Source organism: Alcanivorax sp. NBRC 102024, from assembly GCF_001602235.1.
GTDB lineage: Bacteria > Pseudomonadota > Gammaproteobacteria > Pseudomonadales > Alcanivoracaceae > Alcanivorax.
On sequence record NZ_BDAS01000002.1, the window covers coordinates 306,615 to 326,540 of the forward strand.

At 56.0% G+C, this 19,926-nt stretch carries 18 protein-coding genes; 8 read left to right on the top strand and 10 right to left on the bottom strand.

All coding sequences use genetic code 11. The features are described from left to right. Positions 1–37 precede the first annotated feature (37 nt). The gene (locus A0251_RS17355) at positions 38–178 is read right to left on the bottom strand and encodes a hypothetical protein (protein WP_156478245.1); all 141 of its coding nucleotides are present in this window, start codon (positions 176–178) and stop codon (positions 38–40) included. A 179-nt stretch (positions 179–357) separates the two neighbouring features. Here A0251_RS17355 and A0251_RS05155 point away from each other — a divergent pair, with 179 nt between their 5' ends. From A0251_RS05155 to A0251_RS05160, 3 genes are all read left to right on the top strand, one after another. Then, positions 358–8,010 (top strand): hemagglutinin repeat-containing protein, encoded by a 7,653-nt coding sequence (locus A0251_RS05155; RefSeq protein ID WP_062815764.1) that lies wholly within the window; start codon positions 358–360, stop codon positions 8,008–8,010. A gap of 417 nt (positions 8,011–8,427) precedes the next feature. After that, positions 8,428–8,694, top strand: a complete 267-nt coding sequence (locus tag A0251_RS17360) for a hypothetical protein (protein WP_156478246.1) — start codon at positions 8,428–8,430, stop codon at positions 8,692–8,694. Then, on the top strand, positions 8,687–8,980 hold the full coding sequence (locus tag A0251_RS05160; protein ID WP_062815765.1) for a hypothetical protein: 294 nt from the start codon (positions 8,687–8,689) through the stop codon (positions 8,978–8,980). Before A0251_RS17360 ends, A0251_RS05160 begins: the two co-directional genes overlap by 8 nt. A gap of 182 nt (positions 8,981–9,162) precedes the next feature. Here the strand turns inward: A0251_RS05160 and A0251_RS05165 are convergent, their stop codons facing one another. The 5 genes from A0251_RS05165 to A0251_RS05180 form a co-directional block, all read right to left on the bottom strand. After that, positions 9,163–9,603 carry a hypothetical protein gene (locus A0251_RS05165; protein WP_062815766.1) on the bottom strand — a complete coding sequence of 147 codons (441 nt, stop codon included), beginning with the start codon at positions 9,601–9,603 and terminating at the stop codon, positions 9,163–9,165. Positions 9,604–9,621: 18 nt separating this feature from the next. Continuing rightward, a complete protein-coding gene (locus A0251_RS05170) occupies positions 9,622–10,401 on the bottom strand; it encodes a DUF547 domain-containing protein (RefSeq protein ID WP_062815767.1) in 780 nt (259 codons plus the stop codon). 34 nt (positions 10,402–10,435) lie between these two features. Further along, positions 10,436–12,580, bottom strand: coding sequence for an FAD-dependent oxidoreductase (locus A0251_RS05175; RefSeq protein WP_062815768.1), 2,145 nt, complete (start codon positions 12,578–12,580; stop codon positions 10,436–10,438). Positions 12,581–12,598: 18 nt separating this feature from the next. After that, entirely contained in the window at positions 12,599–12,736 is a 138-nt protein-coding gene (locus A0251_RS17365) for a hypothetical protein (RefSeq protein WP_156478247.1), read from the bottom strand. Between the two features lie 93 nt (positions 12,737–12,829). Further along, positions 12,830–13,873, bottom strand: coding sequence for a methyltransferase domain-containing protein (locus A0251_RS05180; protein ID WP_062815769.1), 1,044 nt, complete (start codon positions 13,871–13,873; stop codon positions 12,830–12,832). Positions 13,874–14,047: 174 nt separating this feature from the next. Here A0251_RS05180 and A0251_RS05185 point away from each other — a divergent pair, with 174 nt between their 5' ends. Genes A0251_RS05185 through A0251_RS05205 form a run of 5 tightly spaced genes read left to right on the top strand, consistent with a single transcriptional unit; the run spans position 14,048 to position 17,688 of the window. Next, positions 14,048–14,851, top strand: coding sequence for a phosphate ABC transporter substrate-binding protein (locus tag A0251_RS05185; RefSeq protein ID WP_062815770.1), 804 nt, complete (start codon positions 14,048–14,050; stop codon positions 14,849–14,851). Next, the gene (gene pstC, locus A0251_RS05190) at positions 14,820–15,680 is read left to right on the top strand and encodes a phosphate ABC transporter permease subunit PstC (RefSeq protein ID WP_062815771.1); all 861 of its coding nucleotides are present in this window, start codon (positions 14,820–14,822) and stop codon (positions 15,678–15,680) included. Before A0251_RS05185 ends, pstC begins: the two co-directional genes overlap by 32 nt. Next, positions 15,667–16,497 carry a phosphate ABC transporter permease PstA gene (pstA, locus tag A0251_RS05195; RefSeq protein ID WP_062815772.1) on the top strand — a complete coding sequence of 277 codons (831 nt, stop codon included), beginning with the start codon at positions 15,667–15,669 and terminating at the stop codon, positions 16,495–16,497. The genes pstC and pstA overlap by 14 nt, the downstream gene beginning before the upstream one ends. Then, on the top strand, positions 16,494–17,258 hold the full coding sequence (locus A0251_RS05200) for a phosphate ABC transporter ATP-binding protein (protein ID WP_062815773.1): 765 nt from the start codon (positions 16,494–16,496) through the stop codon (positions 17,256–17,258). Before pstA ends, A0251_RS05200 begins: the two co-directional genes overlap by 4 nt. Before the next feature lies 1 nt (position 17,259). Beyond that, positions 17,260–17,688 carry a hypothetical protein gene (locus A0251_RS05205; RefSeq protein WP_062815774.1) on the top strand — a complete coding sequence of 143 codons (429 nt, stop codon included), beginning with the start codon at positions 17,260–17,262 and terminating at the stop codon, positions 17,686–17,688. An 89-nt stretch (positions 17,689–17,777) separates the two neighbouring features. On the opposite strand, the gene A0251_RS05210 is transcribed toward A0251_RS05205, so the two are convergent. From A0251_RS05210 to A0251_RS05225, 4 genes are all read right to left on the bottom strand, one after another. Further along, positions 17,778–18,425, bottom strand: a complete 648-nt coding sequence (locus A0251_RS05210; RefSeq protein ID WP_231866104.1) for a DoxX family protein — start codon at positions 18,423–18,425, stop codon at positions 17,778–17,780. A 229-nt stretch (positions 18,426–18,654) separates the two neighbouring features. After that, positions 18,655–18,888, bottom strand: coding sequence for a zf-HC2 domain-containing protein (locus A0251_RS05215; RefSeq protein ID WP_062815776.1), 234 nt, complete (start codon positions 18,886–18,888; stop codon positions 18,655–18,657). A 9-nt stretch (positions 18,889–18,897) separates the two neighbouring features. Next, entirely contained in the window at positions 18,898–19,509 is a 612-nt protein-coding gene (locus A0251_RS05220; protein ID WP_062815777.1) for an RNA polymerase sigma factor, read from the bottom strand. A 16-nt stretch (positions 19,510–19,525) separates the two neighbouring features. After that, positions 19,526–19,879, bottom strand: coding sequence for a PilZ domain-containing protein (locus A0251_RS05225; RefSeq protein WP_062815778.1), 354 nt, complete (start codon positions 19,877–19,879; stop codon positions 19,526–19,528). Positions 19,880–19,926 lie beyond the last annotated feature (47 nt).

A 19,926-nucleotide genomic window follows, 5' to 3' on the forward strand; every position in this document is an offset into this window, starting at 1 on the left:
GCTGAATTGCGAGTTATTCATTATTAACTATTAATTATTAATTATGTTTTGGGTGCAGCGTCACCCGGTCTCCCTGCGCCCAGCACCAGGCGTCGACGATATCGAAGAACAGACTGATCGCGTTGACCATCACGACGGCCACGGTGAAGGCCCATTCAATGGGGAGATAGGACGTCACTCTTGAGCGGGTGGAATGTAACGCTTGCTTGCGGGCTAAAATGTGATATTTGTCACATTTTCTATTGCCTCGCTTGTGAAAATCTTGGTTGTCGTACAATAAGTGCCTTGCGGGAAGCAGGGCCTGCTAAGCTTTCCGGTAGAAAATTTTTATCATAACAATGTTCATGGATGACAGTTATGTGGGGATTCTTGCCGGTCGTTTTGGCCCGTGTGCCTAATGACGTTTTTTCACGTCGTTTATTTCTCTTTGCTCGACAATCACTGGTTTACGGCCTGTCGCTACTGCTGATCTGGCAGCCCATGCTGCTGTCCGCCCAGCCCATCACGCCCACCCATGGCACCAATGGGCGGCCCACCCTGGATCAGGCAGCCAATGGGGTGCCGGTGGTCAATATCCAGAACCCCAACGGCAAGGGTGTCTCGCAGAATTTCTACAATGACCTCAACGTCAGTGATAAAGGCCTGGTCCTCAACAACAGTCAAAAACTCACCCAGACCCAGCTGGGCGGTTACATCGAAGGTAACCCCAACCTGAAAAACGGCTCCGCCAGCCTGATCCTCAATGAAGTCATCGGCCAGAACCCCTCCAACCTGGCGGGCTACATCGAAGTGGGCGGCGCCCGCGCCGATGTGGTGGTGGCCAACCCCAACGGCATCAGCTGTAACGGCTGTGGCTTCATCAATACGAACCACGCCACCCTGACCACCGGAAAATCCATCATGGAAGACGGGGAATTGCACGGCTTTGATGTACAGGGCGGCGCCGTGTCCATTCTTGGTAATGGTCTGAATGCCTCCAACACCGAACGTTTCGACATTATCGCCCGCTCCGTGACCCTGGCGGGTGAGTTGCATGCTGACAGCCTGAACATCGTCACCGGCCAGCAAAAGGTAGACCGGCAGACCCTGGCCACCAGCAACGCTACCAGCGATGGCGACAAACCCCAGTTCGCCATCGACTCCTCGGCCCTGGGCGGCATGTACGCCAACCGCATCCGGCTGATCGCCAACGAAGACGGCGTCGGGGTGAAACTGGATGCGCCGGTGGCGGCGCAGAATGGGGATTTGCAGTTGTCGGCCAATGGCAACTTGCGCTTCAGTGATGCCAGTGCCCAGGGTGATATTCAGCTGGCGTCTGCGGGAGATCTGATCTCGGCAGGGAATGTGGCTGCCGGTGGTTATCTGTCTGTGGATGGCCGGCAGGTCCATTTGCAGGGTGGGGAAGTCAATGCCAACGACATCACCGTTACCGCAGAGCAGGCCAGGGTAGATAGCGGTGTATCCGTTTCAGCAGAAAACAAGCTAAAACTTGCCGTACAAGACATCGTGACCAATCACGGCGACATGTTGGCCGGTGAGATGGCGGAGGTGACAGCCTCTGACTTCACCAACACAGGCAAAGTAGCAGGTCAGGGCCATGTGGTTATCAATGCGACCGACAGTATCTCTAATAGCGGCCAAGTTGATGCGGTGGGTGATCTGACAATTTCGACAGCGGATTTGAATAACACGGCTGGGGCGTTACGTGCTGAACAAACCCTGTCGTTAACCACCGGGCATTATGTGCATCAAGGTGAGGTCCAGGCGGATGGTGCCTTGCAGCTAGACGCCGATACGGTGGCTATTGGTGCGGAAGCTGACTGGCAGGTAAGGGGTGACGTGTCTGTCACTGCCGATCAGTTGCGCAATGAGGGCGTGTTCAGCTCTACCGGCGATTTACAATTGGCCGTGATAGATCTGGAGAATCAGGGTGATATTGCTGGGCTGGGAAGCCTGACCTCTACCGGGGAGATACTGCGTAATGGTGAACATTCTCTACTGTTATCCGCAGGTAATATGGGGTTGTACCTGAGTGAACTGGATAACAAGGGCGATATTTATGCAGTAGGGGATATGGATATCGCGGGTGGTCAGCTTGCGGATAGCGTTGATGCAATATGGAAAGCCCCGTCAAGCTGGGCGGACCGAGTCAGAAATACATCCGGGCTAATCGCCAGTGGAGGTAATACCCGCATTGCTGCCCATGATTTCGAGCAAAAGCTAATCAGCGATCCTGAAGTAGATATTGTTTGGGATGATCCAGACTATCACTATGATCGTGATTATGATCGACGTTGTTTTAACCGAAACCGAAACAGTGCTTGCCACAGCACCACCTACCGGACGAAATACCAAAAAGAAATCGTGCAGAGCTTTTCTGCGCCAAGACAGTCCCGACTGCTGGCGGGGAACGATCTTTGGCTTCTCGGGGACAATCTGATCAATGATGCTGGCGTCATTGCTGCTAATAATGACATTAATATCAAAGCGACGCGTTTTGAGAACACGGCCTATACGGTAGATTTGAAAGAAGTTACCCGTGTTGATAAGTCCTGGCTCAGGAAAAAAGACTCAGGAGGAGGAACCAAGAAAAAATACTATACCTACACGACCATTCCGACGTCGGAGAACTGGTATCTTTGTGACAGTAGCCGGGTTCGCTGCAACCGTGGTGGAGCAAGAAGTCATACGAATATTGTGACTGAAACAATCGTGAATGCGCTAGTCAGCGCGGGTGGAACACTCACTATTGATGCGCAAAAAGTGGGAAATGGAGGAGAAGAAGAGGGCGCAGAGTTCAGCTTTGGGGCCACCATGGATGCTATCTATGGGGATGCTGGCGAACATAGCGCGGATACCTTGTTTCGTTTTGATCCATTGGCGCTGGGTTTTGATCTTCCCGGAGCGCATGGGTTGTTCATCCTGAGCGATGATCCTGGCCACCTTTACCTCATCGAAACCAATCCACTTTTTGCTACCCTAGACGGGTTCTTGGGCAGTGAGTATCTACTGGACCGTCTCGGGCTGAATCCGAATGAAAGCACCAGGCGGTTAGGCGATAGCTACTACGAAACCACCCTGATCCGTGATGCGGTACTTGCTGCTACAGGCACTCGGTTCCTGGATCCGGATTTCGAGAGTGATGAAGAGCAATATCGCTGGCTGATGGACAACGCATTGGTGGCTGCTGAATCGCTAGAACTCAGTATTGGCGTCAGCCTTACGGCGGACCAGATCAACGCCTTGCAGCAGGATATCGTGTGGCTAGAAGAAAAGGAGGTGGCTGGCCATCAGGTTCTGGTTCCTGTTTTGTACCTTGCTCAAGGGAGTGCCACCCTGGATGGCCCGCAGCTACAGGGCGAGAATGTGCTTATCGCGGGTGATGATGTAACCAACCACGGCGGCATTGTTGCAGAGAATGATGTCACTATTAATGCCGGGCAGGGCGGTATCACCAACACAGGCACAATAGGCGCGGGTAAGGCGTTGAGCCTGGAGAGCGCCGAGGATATTCAAAACCTGGGTGGTGCCTTGATAGCGAAGACGCTGTCACTGGATGCAGAAAATGATGTAGTCGTTGCGACGTTGGCCGATGCGGTTGGCGATTCGATGAACTGGATGACCCGACTGACAGAGCAGGCTCGCCTTGAGGCAGAGACGCTGTCAATAAACAGTGGCGGCAATACCCGCTTGCAGGGAGCGCAGGTGAATGCGGGGCTATTGGAGTTGGTGTCAGATGGTGACCTTGCGGTAGAAAGCGTTGCCGTCAGCCAGGGCAGCCACATGGACCATGGGGATGTGAAATTTACCCAGAGCAAGGTTCGCCAACTGGGCACCACTCTTGATAGCAGCCTGGGCATGTTACTGGCGGCAGAAAATGATCTGTCTATCATGGCCAGTGACTTGAATAGCGAAGGTGATATCCGGCTACAGGCAAAGGGTGATATCACCGTAGGCTATGCGGCAGAGAATGATTCGCTGTATAGCTACCGCAAGGATGATGGGAGTTTTGGTAGCAGCAAAAAACAAACGACGGAAGCGGACTCAAAGCGTGTTGTTGGCAGTAATCTGATGGCGATGGGAAATCTTATTCTCAATGCAGAAGAGGGTGATATTGAGGTTCTTGCTTCCAAGGGACATGGAGAGCAAGACGTTGAGGCTGTGGCGGGTGGCGGCATCCGTATCGAGTCCGCAGTGAATAGTGAATATCACCGAACGCAGGTCGAAGAGAAGAACGCCGCCAGAATCAAAACCCGTGACACCGGCAGCATGAGTCAGACGCTGGCACAAGCCGGGCTGTCATCGGGAGCGGACCTGTCCCTGGATGCGCAAGGCGATGTGGTGTTGGGGGCTGCCCAACTTGAAGCACTGGATGATCTGCGCATCGGGGATGCCGCCTTGGCAACGGCTGAGAACGGTGCCCTGCGGCTGGACGACGACGGTAATCCCATCATTGAGCGAGGCAGTATCGACAACCTTTACATTGGTACCGTCGCTCTTGAGAACGAGAACTGGGATGTAAGGACCCGATCCCTGCGCGGCCCCGTTAAAGAGCTGGCCAAAGCCAGCTCTGCGCTGATGGGTGTCGGTGCGCTATATATGCCCGGGCTGGCGCTTGCCGGCAAAGAGTCGGAAATAAAGATCTCGGAGAGTACAGAGAGCCGGGTTCATCAGCGCCGTGAGGTTGGCTCGACGCTACAGGCAGAGAATATTCAGCTTTCCGCCGAAAACGACATGACCCTGACGGGCTCCAGCCTAGAAGCCGATGAAGAAAGCGGCAAGGTGGTGATGCTGGCCGACAATATCTTGCTGGATACGGCAGTAACGGAAACCACTACGACAGAGCGGAATGAAACGGAGACCGCTTCTAGTATCGACCCCTCGCTGAAAAAGGATGAGGTCAGCCTTGGCGGCTTGCGACTGACCGAGCTGGAGCAGAGCACAGTCACCAATAGCTTGACCCATAGTGGTAGCAGTATTACGGGAAACCAGATCGTTCTTGAGGCAGACAATGCACTCAGCCTGATCAATGCTGATATCAACGCAACGGGTGAAGACGGTGTTTTATCGCTGGCAGGCGAAACCGTCGAAATCACCGGTGTGCAAGATGAGCAAACCGTCACAGATACGCTAAAAGAGAAAACCACAGAAACCACGGTGGGTATCCGCAATGCCTATGTGGATGCTGCGTATGCCGTTGAAGGTCTCAAGAAGGCAGTAGATGCTGTTGATGATGCGCGTGATGACCTGAAAGATGCAGAAAGGCGTGTCGAGCGGGGCGAGCTGGCGAAAGAGGCACTGGAGGACTATCGCATTATGCTGGCTGCAGCCTCCGCCAACCTGGTCCATGCAGAACTGGCATCGACCCAGGCCCTGGCTGCCACCGCCGCCGGGGCGGTAGCGGGGGGCACCGGCTTCTATGTCAGCGGCAGTGCCCAGCATAGCGAAACCACCTCCACTAGCACCGCCACAGAAAAAACCTGGCAAGGCAGCAGCCTCAATGCCGCCGCCATGAGCATCAATGCGGACAAGGCAGCCAGTATTATCGGTAGTGAGGTTAATGCCGGTGTTCTTGATCTGAATGCGGCGGATATCCTTATCGGAGCGGGCACCAACGAACAAAGCAGCCGCTTTGAGCAAGAAAGTAAAAACGGTGGCTTCAGCGTCAGCACCAGCGGTGCGGGTAGCTGGAATGCCAATGCCGGCTTTAGCGAAGCCGAGTCAGAGAGCCAGGCGACCCAGTACGTCAACAGCCAGCTCAATGTTGGCCACCTGAACAGCACCAGCGACAGCCTCACCGTCAAAGGGGGTGTCGTTACCGCCAACACGGCGAATATAGACACCGGCACCCTACACATTGAAAGCCTACAAGATACACACAGCAGCAGTAACAGCAGTGTGGGTGCCAATGTGGGCATCGGTGGCGGCACCAGTAGCACCGGCCAACCGCAAAGCGGTAGTGCGGGCTTCAATATCGGCAAAGGCAGCAGTGAAGGCGCCCGAACCAATCAACAAAGCACCATTCTCATCGCCGATGGTGAAAATAGCCAAGTGACCGCCAAAGACACCACCCTGATTGGCGGGATGATCGCCAATGCCAGCTACGAAGAAAACTCCGAAACCGGTGAACTCGCTCTGGTGGATCACGGTAACCTGAACTTCAGCACGGATACTCTCACCGTCGAAGACCTGCGCGATTACAGCAAGAGTGATCAGCAGGGCGGCGGGCTGCAACTGAGCAAGGCAACCACCACTATCAGTGTCCAGGACAGCGGCCACCGCATGGAAGGCCAGACCCGGGCCACCATTGGCGGGGGGAATGTCACCGTAGGGGGGCAGAGCCTGGATGATAAGACTGGCTTCGCCAGCCTCAACCGAGACGTCAGCGAATCTCAGGTCGTCACTCTCGACCAGCAGACTGGCGCACTGAATGCCAATGTGACGGTGGATAATCGGGTGTTCTCTGAGGCAGGACGTACAGAAATCGTTCAGCAGCATAAAGACCTGAAAAACAACGCTAAGGCGACTATCGGTGGTGCAGGTGGTGATCTTGCCCGTATAGGAGTCGTTGTTGGTGGTGTGGTGGAAGCCTCACAGATAGGAAATGCGTTGGACAAGATAAGTGGTAGCCAGGCAGCGGCCTATCATGAAGATGGTAAATTGGCTGGCGATATCGAAGGTGTCCGCGATGGTGAAGTGGAAGATGCTCAGTATGCGCAGGATTCGCTGAATGATGCCGACAAGCTGATCAATGGCGGTGACGGTGATCGGGTGAAAGTGACTGATGGTGCATTTAATCCAGATGGTAACGCTGTAGCAGGTGCTGCGAATACCAGCACCAATACCATGTATTTGGATCTGGGCGATGACAGTCGAAGCAGTATGGTCAATACCCTCATCCATGAAGGAATGCACCTGGATGGTGCGGGTGAGCCTATGTCTGGCCTGACTGGTTTTCTTGGTGATCTTACTTATCGTCTGAATGCCTGGGCTAATAGTGATCAGATCAGCCAGCACAAGGCGATAGTGCCGGTGATGAACCCGTTCCGGCAGCAACGGTTATTGAGTAAGAACTGGGATGATTTTGTAGGTGATGCCGAAAATGGTGAGTTGGATTACCGCTTTCTTAATGATGGTGAGCATAAATTTATTGATCGTTATGGTGTGGCTTTTGCGGCGGAATATTATCAAATAAGTGATAGGCGCGTATCTATCGACAGGCTAAAAACTGCTCAGTTTCTTCTAAAAGATGCGGGGAAATGGTTGGTTGATGATAACAGAAAAGATTCGGGTGTAGGGCCAGACAAGAGGGCGCTTGATTTTATCGTCAATTCCAACCGGTTTGGAGAGGCTGTTGAGAATGAACAGTGGCTGTTTGTGGCTAATGATGCTCAAAAAAATGACGCCTTCTTGAATATGCCGCCAGATAGTGAGTTGTCTATGGCGATCTATGATTCTGTAATGAGTTACAGGGAAATGGTGCTCTCAGGAGACCTGCCCGTATATGACCCAGATTCTCATAATGCCCCCGTTTTCTATGGATGGGGCACGGGGGAAAATCAAAGAGTGCTATCTGAGATTATTGATGGTGAATTGCATACTGGTGGGAAATGGGGTTGTTATAATGTGAGCTGTATAGGGGTTAGTTATATGGATAACCCGGAAACAAACAGACTGCTTGAGGCTCGGGATCGAAAGGCGAGAAGGGACTATATGACGGCTTTAAGTGTTTTTACTGGTGGTTCTGCTACTAGTGTTGCATTGCTGGGTGGTAGGGTTCCGTTATCCTTATCAGCTCCGGATTTTGCTGTTAATGTCGCAAAAGTGGCTGACTCATATTTCACTGATGGAAAGGATCAGGCTTTTATTGGAGCGCTAGGAATGGGCTTTGGTAAGTTAGGGGGGCGTGCTGCCTCATCTGCTGGATACGGTAGCGGTGGCTCTTCATTGATTGATTTTACCTATCCTTTTATTTTTGATTCTGCAGTCAAAGATTTGGAAGATAGATAGTATGTGGAAGTATTTTTTTTCTGTTATTGTTTTCTTTTTCTTAATGTTTTCTCTTTGGACCTCAAGAGATGATTATGGAGTCTACTATTTTGTAAGTTTAGGATGTTTTATTTGGTCAGGGTTTGAGATTTACTCGATTATTTTTCGGGATTCGTGTTATGTTGCTCTAGGTTTCTTTGTAAATAAAGGGTGGAGTGATGTAGATGTTGTTATTCCAAAATTATCTTTTCTGATTTTTTATATATTTATATTTGTTTTTTCTGCATCTTACGGAATTATTAATTAAAGAAAATCATGGGAATCATGGGGGTCAGATACCCTCTTGAAGGTCAAGCCCATTCATTGCAATTTCAGCATTAAATGGCATCCCGGATTTAATGACGCCATATATCAGGTGTTTACTGGGGGGCAGGTATTGTGATAGGTGCAACTGGTGGAGTAGTGCCAGCTTCACTATTTTACACAGATATTGGTGTGAGTTTAGCTCAGGCGGGCAATGCTTATTCGATAGGAGGTGCTGAGCATTTGCTGCCTAATTTGGTTGGTTTCTTGGGTGGTAAGACATCTTCTTTTGCCGCCAAAGGTGCGAGCTTTCATAATGTGTTCCCTCCGGTTTTGGATTTTTATGTGCCGAAAGCATTCGATGGTGCACTTAAATCAATCGAGGAAAGGGAAAATGATTAAGAGTTTCTTGTTGTCATGTTTGGCTATTCTTTTTTTTGTTTCTTTTGCTCTTTCTTGGGGGAGGTATGACTTTCTTTTTTTTCTTTCTTTGTTGGCTTTCCTGTTAAGTGCTGCGCAAATTTATTTAATGGTTGTCATGGATAGATTTTATGTTGGGATGGGGGTTGAGATTGAAAAAGAGTGGGATGATTTTGAGGTAAAAGTGCAAAAGATAATACTTTTATCTTTGTATTTTTCTATACTAATTTTTTCTGTTTTATTTGGCTTCATTAGGGATTCACAATGAGGCAGTGAGGGTAAAATGAGACAATGAGCGTCAGGTCTCCCATTTCCTGGCAACAATGAGGGTATCTGACCCCTTTGTTTCTCCCCAACGCAAGAGGCCGCGCCCCAGGGATGGTCGCGGCCTCTTGCATTGCAAAACCCGCAAAGCTGAATCGCGAGTTATTCATTATTAACTATTAATTATTAATTATGTTTTGGGTGCAGCGTCACCCGATCTCCCTGCGCCCAGCACCAGGCGTCGACGATATCGAAGAACAGACTGATCGCGTTGACCATCACGACGGCCACGGTGAAGGCCCATTGCGTGGGAGTGAGGAAGTCGTCTCCCCAGATGCCGGCTAGCTGGCCGAGCAACCCCATTTCCAGCGGAATCCAGGCGAGCAGATGAACCAGGGACATGTCCTTGTTCATGCCGCCGTGGTGCCACATGAGCGAAAAATTGACCGTCAGCACCAGTAGCAGGGCCAGAGCGGTGGCCTGGCCACTGAAGCTGTCCAGAAACAGCAGGCTGGCACCGTTCAGTGGCATCAGGACCAGTAGCACCCAGCCCTGCAGCCACAGCGGTAAATTCCGGAACGAGTACCAAATGCCCAGTAGGCGGTGCGACGCGGTGTGGCCTTCCATGACTCTGCTCCTGCGGGCTTATTGATTCAGTGACCAGTCATAATCCAGAAACTGTATCTTCAGAGTCTCATCGTCCAGTGACTTTCGGTGGTCGGTGGGTATCTCCAGCGTATCCGCATACTGCAAAAGGTAATGGTGCAGGCTGCCGGCGGCATCCACGAAATCCTCTTCGTACCAGTCGAAAATCTTCGACACTTCCAGGCGTGGCCCTGTCTTGTTGAAGCGATTGCGCTGGCGATCGGAAAGAAAGCGGCGGGTACTGTCGGCCAGTTGTTGTTCCAGTGTCTCTGCACGATAGGCTTCCGGTCGCAGTGCCGGACAGCCCACCGAGGCGCAGTTGACTGCAAAGTGAATGCGGGGGTCCATCAGCGCCGGGTTGCCCCGAATCATCTCGTGCTCCACTTCATCCAGGGTGCGAGTTTCACCCAGCAGGGTAAAGAAACGTTGATCCCAGGGGCCGGAGAAAAAAGAGCCGATGTCACGGATGGAGTCGGGCAGGGAATCCTGGCGCAGGATCAGATCGATGGTAAAGGCATTGTAGGCGTTGATCAGAAATGCCAGTTGTTCGTCCTGTGACCAGCGCTGGAAGTCGGCAGCGGAGACCTGCGACAGGGCTTGCAGGTACTGGTCCAGTGCGGCCCGATCAGCCCGGAAACCGGGGTAATCCACACTGGTGGCAACCCCGCTCCGTTGCCACTGAACATGCTCAGCCAGCAACCGGTCCCAGCGCTGGTGATCAAAGGCAAGGAGTGGGCTGGCAACCAATAACAGTAACGGTAGCAGTAAACGCGCAATCATCATGTCTCCTCTGGCGTTGCCGATGGCGAGACGCCTAACGTCGCCAGTTATGGAAGCGTTCTACCCAGCGCAATACCCCCTCGGGCTTGTGGGCTTTCTTCCATTCGCCGGCAGCAAACTTGTTGGATTCCGCCATGGTGGGATAGATGTGGATGGTGCCTAGGATCTTGTTCAGGCCCAGGCCGTGTTTCATGGCCAGCACGTATTCGGCAATCAGATCGCTGGCACCGCTGCCGACGATGGTCACGCCGAGAATCTTGTCGCTGCCCCTGGCGGTAATCACTTTCACGAAACCGCGGTCATTGCTGTCGGCAATGGCCCGGTCCAGGTCGTCGATGCCGTAGCGGGTCACTTCGTAATCGACGCCTTGCTCCTCGGCGTCCTGTTCGTTGAGCCCTACACGGGCCACTTCCGGGTCGGTGAACGTGGCCCAGGGAATAACCCGGTAATCAACCTTGAACCGTTTCAAGGAACCGAACAGGGCATTGACGGCGGCATACCAGGCCTGGTGTGCCGCGGTGTGGGTGAACTGGTAAGGCCCGGCCACGTCGCCGCAGGCGTAGATGTTCGGGTAGCGGCTTTGCAGTTGCTCGTTGACCGTGACGGTGCCGTTTCCGTTGGTGGGCAGGTTCAGCGCGTCCAGGCCCAGGCCATCGGTGTTGGCGCGCCGCCCCACGGCCACCAGTACCGCATCGAATGTCAGCCGCTTTTCTTCGCCGTTGTGTTCCACATACAGCACCTTGTCGTCACCTTCCCGGGCAAAGCGCACGGCCTTGTGTTCGGTCATCACGTCGACACCGCTTTCGCGCAGGGCGGCGGTAACCAGGGCGGCGGCATCGTCATCCTCGCGGGGCATGATGCGCGGCAGCATCTCCACCTGCATGACCTGGCTGCCCAGGCGGGCAAAGGTCTGTGCCAGCTCGCAGCCAATGGGACCGCCACCCAGCACCACCAGGCGTCCGGGTTGCTCCTGAAGCTCCCAGAGATTGTCAGAGGTCAGGATATCCATGTCCTCGATGCCGGGAATGGGTGGCACAAAGGGGCGTGCGCCGCTGGCAATGATGATGCTGCGGGCGGTGAGTGTTTCTGTGCTGTCCCCGTTGCGAATTTCTACTTCCCAGGGGGAGATGATGCGCGCTTCACCCTGGCGGCAATCCACGCCCAGTTCCGTATAGCGCTCCACGGAATCATGGGGTTCGATCTTTTCGATGACCTTGTGCACCCGGGCCATCAGTTTGCTGAAACGAAAGTCGCTGCGGATGGCATCGAAGCCGTACTTGTCCGCTTCCTTGTCGTGCCAGGCCAGTCGTGCGCTTTTGATCAATGCCTTGGAGGGCACACAGCCAGTATTCAGGCAGTCGCCGCCCATTTTGTGTTTTTCGATCAGGGTGACTTTGGCTTTGACGGTGGCGGCGATATAGGCGCTCACCAGTCCGGCAGAACCGGCACCGATGACGATCAGGTTGCGATCAAAATGATCCGGTTTCTGCCAGCCACGATAGACCTTGCGGGCCTGCAGTTGCGCCATGACGGCTTTGGCAATCCAGGGAAAGATGCCCAGCAATACAAAGGCGCCGATCAGTTCCGGTGACAGCAACCCGCTGGCGCTCTCTATTTGCCCCAGTTGAGTGCCCGCCAACACATAGACAGCGGTGCCGGCCAGCATGCCCACCTGGCTGACCCAGTAGAATGTGCGCACCTTGATAGGGGTGAGACCCATGACCAGGTTGATGACAAAGAACGGAAAAGCCGGAACCAGACGCAGGGTAAAAAGATAGAACGCCCCGTCTTTTCTGACACCGTCGTTAAGTTTTTTCAGGCGATCGCCGAAGCGTTGCTGCACCGTATCGTGAAACAGAAAGCGGGAAGCGAGAAAAGCCAGGGTGGCACCCATGGAGGACGCAAAAGACACCAGCAGCAAGGCGGCCCAGAAACCGAACAGAGCGCCGGCGGCCAGTGTCATGATGGCGGCGCCAGGCAGGCTCAGGGCGGTAACCACCACATACATGATAAAAAAGCCGCCAAGAATCAGTGCCGGGTTTTCCTGGTAGAGGGCATCAAAAGAGGCTTGTTGATTCTTGATGTACTCCAGGCTCAAGTACTGGGCAAGATCGAAAAAAAAGTAGCTGGCGATCAGAATGGCAAAAACCGCCAGCAAGATGAGTTTGCGAACATTCATGGGTGAGTCCTTGCCGGGTTAACCCTGGTAAACCCAGGGTTGGTCAATCAGGGTCCAGAGCGAGCGACGCTCCTCCTCGGCGGGAGCATAGGCCGTGCCCGCCAGGGTGAAGCAACCGGGAGCCATTAACATCAGCACGTTGATGGCTTGTTGCATTTTTCTCTCCTGCTGGCCCGGTACAGCAATAAGATGCGTGGAGAGAATCGGTGTTACACCGGGGGCGATGACAGCAGGCGTGATATTGCCTCGTCAGCAGCAGGGAGCTCCATCGTTGCCGGCATCGTTATCTTCAAAGGGAACATTTAATCCACACCCTTCAAAGATGCCGTAATGGGTGTCGAAGTTCCCGATAAAAGTGAAGTGCTCGGCGAAGCGGCTTTCTTCCAGCATCAGCCAGGTGTTGCCGCACACCGGAAATACCTTGCCGGTTTCGATCACATGGTGATCGTCCAGCGAAAAAGCGTGGGGATGTTGATCCACCGTGCCTTTATAGACCACGGCTTGGCCGTAGTCTTCACAGGCGGGTTCCAGACCATCAATGTTGAAGAGTCGGTAGGTAGCGGAATAGAAACGTTGCCGACCCAGGCGGGCTTCGATATCCGGGTTCTCGATGGTCAGGCGGCGGGATTCCACCAGGCGCGGATCGGCAAAGCCACTCTGCTTGGCCAGGTTAAGGAAATCATTCCAGTACAGGGCGCCGGCCAGACATTCTCCATAAAGGACCGGATCGTTGCGCAGGTTATCCGGCACACGGCGATCTGCATACACATCGGAGAAATAGAATTCGCCCCCGGGCTTCAGTAGACGTTTCACATCCCGCAGCACCTTGGGCTTGTCAGTGCTCAGGTTAATCACGCAGTTGGAAATGATGATATCGAAGTAGCTGTCTTCCAGATCCAGTTTGTCCAGTTCTTCGATATAGCCCTTCAGAAAGCGCACATTGCTCTTCGCGTAGCCGAAGGTGTCACGGTGATAATCCTGATGTCGGCGGGCGATCTCCAGTTGTTCGTCGGTCATGTCCACGCCCACCACTTCACCGTGTTCACCCACCAGGGCAGAAAGGAGATAGACGTCGCGCCCGGAGCCGGAGCCCAGGTCGAGAATACGCATCCCCTTCAATAGCTGGGGAGCTACCAGACCGCAGCCGTAGTAGCGCATGACAACTTCATCATGGAGCTGCGCAAGAAGGGGTTTCAGATAGGCCGGTGGCTCCTGGTCACAGCAAGCATTGGTCTGCAGATCGTCACTGGAGTGCAGCTGTTGGCCGTAGTAGTTTTGTACCTCTTCACGCATTGTTGATCCTCTGGTGGGTGCATCGGTGTAACGTATGATCAGTGGCAATGATGGGGCCCGATGACATATTGATGCCGTCTCTCTGATCAGGTTACACCGACGAGCGTCTCTGGCTGTAATTTTTGCGTCAAGATGGCATCCAAAGCGGCAGGAAAAGGTGAATAAGGACGACACATGATCGGGAAGACGTTGAAAGGCTTTTTATTGGTGTGGCTGTTGAGCGGCTGTCAGCCGGCAGAGGACAAGCTGGTCATTACCGGTTCCAGTACCATCTCACCGTTGATGGCGGATCTGGCTGAGCAATTTGAAACACAAAGCGGTATTCAGGTTGATGTGCAAAGCGGGGGTTCCGGTCGCGGCATCAGCGATGCCCGCCAGGGGCTGGCGGATTTCGGTATGGTCAGCCGGGCGCTGAAGACAGATGAGCAGGATCTCACCGCTCACCTGATCGGCCGCGACGGCATCGCCATGATCGTTAACGCGGCGAACCCGGTGACCGCTCTCAGTAATGCGGAAATTGTCGCCATTTACACCGGGGAACAGCAAAACTGGTCATCATTGGGCGGCGATGACGCTCCCATCACCGTGGTTCACAAGGCGGATGGTCGTTCTACCCAGGAGCTCTTTCTGGCCCATTTCGGCCTGAACAATGACCAGGTGCAACCGGATATGGTCATTGGTGAAAACCAGCAGGGCATCAAGGCGGTGGCCAATGATGTGAATGCCATTGGTTACGTGTCCATTGGCACCGCCATTTACGAAGCGGATGCCGGCGCCCCCCTGCGCTTGCTGCCCCTGTCCGGTGTGCCTGCCACACTGGAAAGCGTTGATCAGGGGCGCTATCCCCTGAGTCGGGAGCTGAATCTGGTCAGCCAGGGCGAGCTGTCCGAGCCGGCCAGCCAGCTGCTGGACTTCATGACTGACCCGGACCGTGCCGCGACCTACCATGATTACTACTTCCTCCCGGTTTCACGCTGATTCGCTGCTGAGCTGGCTGCTGCGCCTCACTGGCGCGGCGGCGGTGCTGGTGCTGGGCGGCATCGTGGCCGTGCTGTTGATACAGTCCGCGCCGTTTCTGGTCGAGCATGGCAGTGCCCTGTGGCGCAACGACTGGCAGCCTGGCCAGGCCCGTTATGGCATGGCGGCCATGATTGCCGGCTCCGTGCTGGTGAGCGTGCTGGCGCTGGTGATTGCCGGCCCGCTGGCGGTGCTGCTGGCGGCCTGGCTACGCTATTTCGCGCCGCTGATTCGTCGGCCGGTATTGGCGTTGGTGGAGCTGATGGCGGGGATTCCGTCGGTGGTGTATGGGCTGTGGGGGATGCTGGTGCTGGTCCCCTGGATCAATCAGTGGGCGCCGCCGGGGGCGTCCTGGCTGGCCGCCTCGCTGGTGCTGGCACTGATGATTCTGCCGCTGGCGTTGCTGGTCACCGACACGGCGCTGGGCCAGTTGCCCGCCCGTTATCTGCGGGCGGGGCAGGCACTGTCCCTGTCCCGGGTGGGGATGCTGCGCCGGGTGCTGTTGCCCCAGGCCGGGCCGGCCATTGTCAGTGGTCTGGTACTGCAATTTGGCCGCGCCCTGGGGGAGACCATGGCGGTGTTGATGGTGGCCGGGAATGTGGTGCAGTGGCCCACGTCCCTGTTCGACCCGGTGCGCACCCTGACCGCCAATATCGCTCTGGAAATGGCCTATGCGACCGGGGACCACCGGGTGGCCCTGTTTGTCAGCGGGTTGTTGTTGCTGCTGGTGACGGCGGTGCTGTTGATGTTGAGCTGGCGTCTGCGGGGAGAGCGGCATGAGATGGCCTGATCGCCTTGCCGGCATGATCGGCGGGCTGCTGTTGCTGGCGGTGCTGGTGCCCATGGGCCTGATGTTGTGGTCCCTGCTGGAGCAGGGTGCCGGCGTGCTTTCCATGGACTTTCTGCTGGAAGACCCGCGCCAGGCGGGCCGCGCTGGCGGCATTGCTGCGCTGCTGGTCAGCACCGGCTGGATCCTGGCAGTGTGTCTGCTGGTGGCGGTGCCGGTGGGGCTGGGTTGTGCGCTCTATCTGAGCGAGCAGGTACCGGCGGGCACCCGCCGTGCCCAGTGGCTGGGCGGGGTGCTGGATATGCTGGCGGCGGTGCCCTCCATCGTTTACGGGCTGTTCGGTTACCAGTTTTTCGCCATCAGCCTGGGACTGGGTTTCTCCATTCTCAGTGGCGGTCTGGCGCTGGCGCTGATGGTCTTGCCGCTGATGATACGCAGTGCCGAGCAGGCCCTGCGTGGGGTGCCGATGTCCTACCGGCAGGCCAGTGAAGCTCTGTCGATCAGCCGCTGGGGCTGGGTCAGGCGCATTCTGGTGCCCCAGGCGGCACCGGGCATTGCGGTGGGGATCATTCTCAGCATTGGTCGGGCATTGGCGGAAACCGCCGTGCTGCTTTTCACTGCCGGTTATGTGCTCCGTCAGCCGGATTCGTTGCTGGATTCCGGCCGGGCATTGAGCGTGCACATCTATGATCTGGCCATGAACGTACCCGGCGGCATGCCCCGGGCGGCGGCCACCGGCCTGGTGCTGGTGGCCATACTGGTGATACTGAATCTGCTGGTGCGGCGCTGGCTGCGCCCGGCACAAGGAGCCTGGCAATGACGTCCCCGACCCTGGAACTGCAACAGGTCTCCGTCTATTACGGCAATCAGGCTGCCATAGAGCAGGCCAGCCTGACGGTGCAGGCTGGCGAGCTGATGGCGCTGGTGGGCCCCAGTGGCTGTGGCAAGAGCAGTCTGCTGGCCAGCATCAATCGCATGACGGACAGCCTCCCCGGGTGCCGGGTCAGTGGCACCATTATGCTCGGCGGAGAGGCGCTGTCTGCCAGCCAGGATGCCACGGCCCTGCGCCGCCGGATTGGCATGGTGTTCCAGCAGCCCAATCCTTTTCCGCTCTCCATTATCGACAACCTGCGTTTTCCCCTGGCGGAGCACGGTGTGCCGCGCCGTGAGCGCGACCCCCGTGCCGAGCAGGCGCTGCGGGCGGTGGGGCTGTGGGAGGAAGTCAAAGACCGGCTGTCGCAGTCGGCGTTGGGATTGTCCGGCGGGCAACAGCAGCGGCTGTGCATTGCCCGGGCGCTGGTGCTGGAACCGCAGGTGCTGCTGCTGGACGAGCCCTGCTCGGCGCTGGACCCGGTGTCCTCAAAAGTGGTGGAAGAACTGATTGTGTCGCTCAAGGGGCGTTATACCCTGTTGATGGTGACTCACAACCTGGCCCAGGCCCGACGTATTGCTGACAGCGTGACGGTCTGCTGGGTACAGGAAGGCTGTGGCTGTGTGGTGGAATCCAGTGGCTGCCGACAGGTGTTCGAACACCCCAGCCACCCCATCACCGCGGCCTATTGTGCCGGGGAGGCCGGCTAGCATGATGGATCGGATGGCAGATATCTGGCGCTCCTGGCGGAGCTTGCCACTGTGGGTACAGATCTGGGTGGCCGGCATATTGGTACCAGTGAATGTGCTGCCCTTTTTCCTGCTGGAGAGCACTGTGGGGCAGGCCGGGGCGCTGGCCGCCTTACTGGTACTGGTGACTAACGGGCCCCTGATGTGGGTGTATCGGGGCATGAACAAGGTCCTGTCGATCCCGCACCTGATTGCCTGGGGGCCGCTGGTAATCTATCTGTTGATGCTGTTGTCGGAGAGTGGCTTCCGTGCCGATGCCTCCAGGATGGAGCTTGGCCTGGCCGCTCTGTTGCTGGCTATCAATGGCATCAGCCTGATGTTCGACGTGGTGGACAGCGCAAAATGGCTGGCCGGAGACCGTGCCACCCCGGGCATTCCGGGCAGCCCGTAGAGGGCCTGCCGCGGTTCCGGCGTCTATCTCTTGGTTATCGTTCGTCAGGACACACCGTTGTCAGCAGCAGGATTGGGCTCTCAAGGAGTTTATTTCCCGCCGCCTTCCCCTTGCGGGGCGACATGTCTGGCAAGCCAGTAATCCAGACTCAGATAGCGTCCCGCTCCGTGAAAGAACAGCACCAGTAGCATGATGAAGTAAGTGGCGGCGAATTCGATACCGTTGTTAAGAATGACAAAATGCCCTTTCTCCGTCAGCCAGCGGTACTGGCCGTGCTCACGGAGCAGTCCTTTCGCCGCACGCAGACGTTTGCCCACCTCTTCGCTGTTTTCCAGGCTGCGCGTTGCCGCAGGAATGCCGATGGCCGCAAGGGGCTGGGCCATGCTGGTCTCCGGATTGGAAGGAGCAATGGCAAACCAGCCATTTTCTCCATGCACGGCAAACATTGCCACCAGCATGGTAATCATCAGGGGGATGGCCAGATAACGGGTGGCAAGACCCAGCAGCAGCAGAATGCCGCCGACCAGTTCTGTGGCGGTGGCCAGAAATGCCATCAGGGTGGGCAAGGGTAATCCCAGCCCCCAGTCCGGGTTGCCAAACCATGCCACGGTGGAGTCGAAGCTGGCTGCCTTGTTCCAGCCCGCCGAAATAAACACGCTAGCCAGGAAAAGACGTAGCAACAGGGGGGCAAGGAAATCCAGCCTGCGGGTCTGATTCAGCCAGGAATGAATTCTCATCGCCCATGTACCAATTCTCTGCATGCGTCTGCCTCGTTGTGGTCGTTGTCGTGGGCTGTCGCGCTCCGGATCACAGCCGGCGTTAACGCTGGGAAGGGGGGCTCTGCGAGGCGCGCACCGGTTATGTGTTATGGATGCGGTTGGCGGAAGGATGTTACGGCTGAGGAGTGATCGGCAGCACGAATATGCGAACAGACCGCGGGGCAGGGCGTGGAGAGGCAGGGCAGGATTACGAGTCCTGCAACGAGTCCAGCTTTTTCAGGATGGCCTTGGTGTGGGCATCCTCCAGCGGGGCTTCCTGGCGCGGGAGAAAGCCCAGCAGGGCGCCCATCTGCCGGACGTAGCGGCGGCAATGACCGCACATCAGCAGGTGCAGACGCAGGGCAAGGCGCTCCCGCCAGCTGAGCGTGCTGCCGTCGACCAGGGCGTCGGCCTTTTCGGTAACATGCTTGCACTTAAGCATTGGTGACTCCTAGCATTCCCCGGTTTCCTGAAAATGATCCACCATTTCGAACAGACGTGCCCTTGCCCGGTGGAGTAATACCCGCACATTGGATGCACTGATTTCCAGCATGTTACAGACATCTTCCGCGGGCAGGCCCTGCAGGTCGCGCAGCTCCAGCACCAGACGCTGGGTGTCTGGCATGAAGTGAAGATGTTTCTCCATGCAGCGGCGCAGCTCTTCACGGGTAAGAAGATTGTCCGGGCCGGACAGTTCCCAGTGTTGCGGTGGGTGTTGCCAGTGGCCGTCATCGTGGAAGCGGTGTGCCAGCGCATCAGGGTCATTGGTGGGATCAAACTGGATTTCCCGGCCACGCTTTCTGAGCATCATTTTGGCCTGGTTGATGACGATGCGTGTCAGCCAGGTGCGAAGCAGGCTGCGCCCCTCGAATTTTGCGATGGATCTGTGCGCGGCTATCCATGCATCCTGCACCGCTTCCTCGGCATCTGCCGGGTTCAGTAGTGTGCGGGCGGTAGCCAGCAGCATGTTGTGATGGCCTCTGACCAGTTGTCCGAAGGCGGCCCGATCCCCCTGACGGAGTTTTTCAATAAATCGGGGATCTTCCAGCTGGGCATCGGCCATTGGCAGTTCCGTTTGGTTAGCGTGGCAGCATGTTGCCGGGTTCGTCTTCCCCATCGTCTCCCTGGTGCAGCACGACCAGACGGCGCAGGTGCTGCATGTCATCCACGGAGGGGCGGCTGAACATGATGCCGATTTCCCGGCCCTGCTGGCGTTTTACGGTGCCAGGCAGGGTCAGATGAATATCCGAGTCTTCCAGAGTAATGGCCAGGGTAACCGGGGAGGCGTCGGGCAGAGCCAGTGGCTGGCTGCTGTGCACCTGGGCGCCCATCACGGACAAGTCCACCAGTTCCACGGACAGGGTGTCATGCTGAAAGATCAGTGTGGCTTCGCCATCAAAGGCAACGCGGTTGGCCCGGCGCCGTTCGTTCATGGTGTCTTGTCCTTGTCGATCCCCGTACCCCGGCGGCGTTCCTGCTG

What these genes read in the sequence shown, in the direction of transcription:
- A0251_RS05165 (WP_062815766.1), bottom strand. Translation starts at nt 9,603, where the DNA reads ATGGAAGGCCACACCGCGTCGCACCGCCTACTGGGCATTTGGTACTCG.
- A0251_RS05200 (WP_062815773.1), top strand. Translation starts at nt 16,494, where the DNA reads ATGACGTCCCCGACCCTGGAACTGCAACAGGTCTCCGTCTATTACGGC.
- A0251_RS05155 (WP_062815764.1), top strand. Translation starts at nt 358, where the DNA reads ATGTGGGGATTCTTGCCGGTCGTTTTGGCCCGTGTGCCTAATGACGTT.
- A0251_RS05185 (WP_062815770.1), top strand. Translation starts at nt 14,048, where the DNA reads ATGATCGGGAAGACGTTGAAAGGCTTTTTATTGGTGTGGCTGTTGAGC.
- A0251_RS05205 (WP_062815774.1), top strand. Translation starts at nt 17,260, where the DNA reads ATGATGGATCGGATGGCAGATATCTGGCGCTCCTGGCGGAGCTTGCCA.
- A0251_RS05215 (WP_062815776.1), bottom strand. Translation starts at nt 18,888, where the DNA reads ATGCTTAAGTGCAAGCATGTTACCGAAAAGGCCGACGCCCTGGTCGAC.
- A0251_RS05210 (WP_231866104.1), bottom strand. Translation starts at nt 18,425, where the DNA reads ATGAGAATTCATTCCTGGCTGAATCAGACCCGCAGGCTGGATTTCCTT.
- A0251_RS17365 (WP_156478247.1), bottom strand. Translation starts at nt 12,736, where the DNA reads ATGCAACAAGCCATCAACGTGCTGATGTTAATGGCTCCCGGTTGCTTC.
- A0251_RS05225 (WP_062815778.1), bottom strand. Translation starts at nt 19,879, where the DNA reads ATGAACGAACGGCGCCGGGCCAACCGCGTTGCCTTTGATGGCGAAGCC.
- pstA (WP_062815772.1), top strand. Translation starts at nt 15,667, where the DNA reads ATGAGATGGCCTGATCGCCTTGCCGGCATGATCGGCGGGCTGCTGTTG.
- pstC (WP_062815771.1), top strand. Translation starts at nt 14,820, where the DNA reads ATGATTACTACTTCCTCCCGGTTTCACGCTGATTCGCTGCTGAGCTGG.
- A0251_RS05175 (WP_062815768.1), bottom strand. Translation starts at nt 12,580, where the DNA reads ATGAATGTTCGCAAACTCATCTTGCTGGCGGTTTTTGCCATTCTGATC.
- A0251_RS05220 (WP_062815777.1), bottom strand. Translation starts at nt 19,509, where the DNA reads ATGGCCGATGCCCAGCTGGAAGATCCCCGATTTATTGAAAAACTCCGT.
- A0251_RS05170 (WP_062815767.1), bottom strand. Translation starts at nt 10,401, where the DNA reads ATGATTGCGCGTTTACTGCTACCGTTACTGTTATTGGTTGCCAGCCCA.
- A0251_RS05160 (WP_062815765.1), top strand. Translation starts at nt 8,687, where the DNA reads ATGATTAAGAGTTTCTTGTTGTCATGTTTGGCTATTCTTTTTTTTGTT.
- A0251_RS05180 (WP_062815769.1), bottom strand. Translation starts at nt 13,873, where the DNA reads ATGCGTGAAGAGGTACAAAACTACTACGGCCAACAGCTGCACTCCAGT.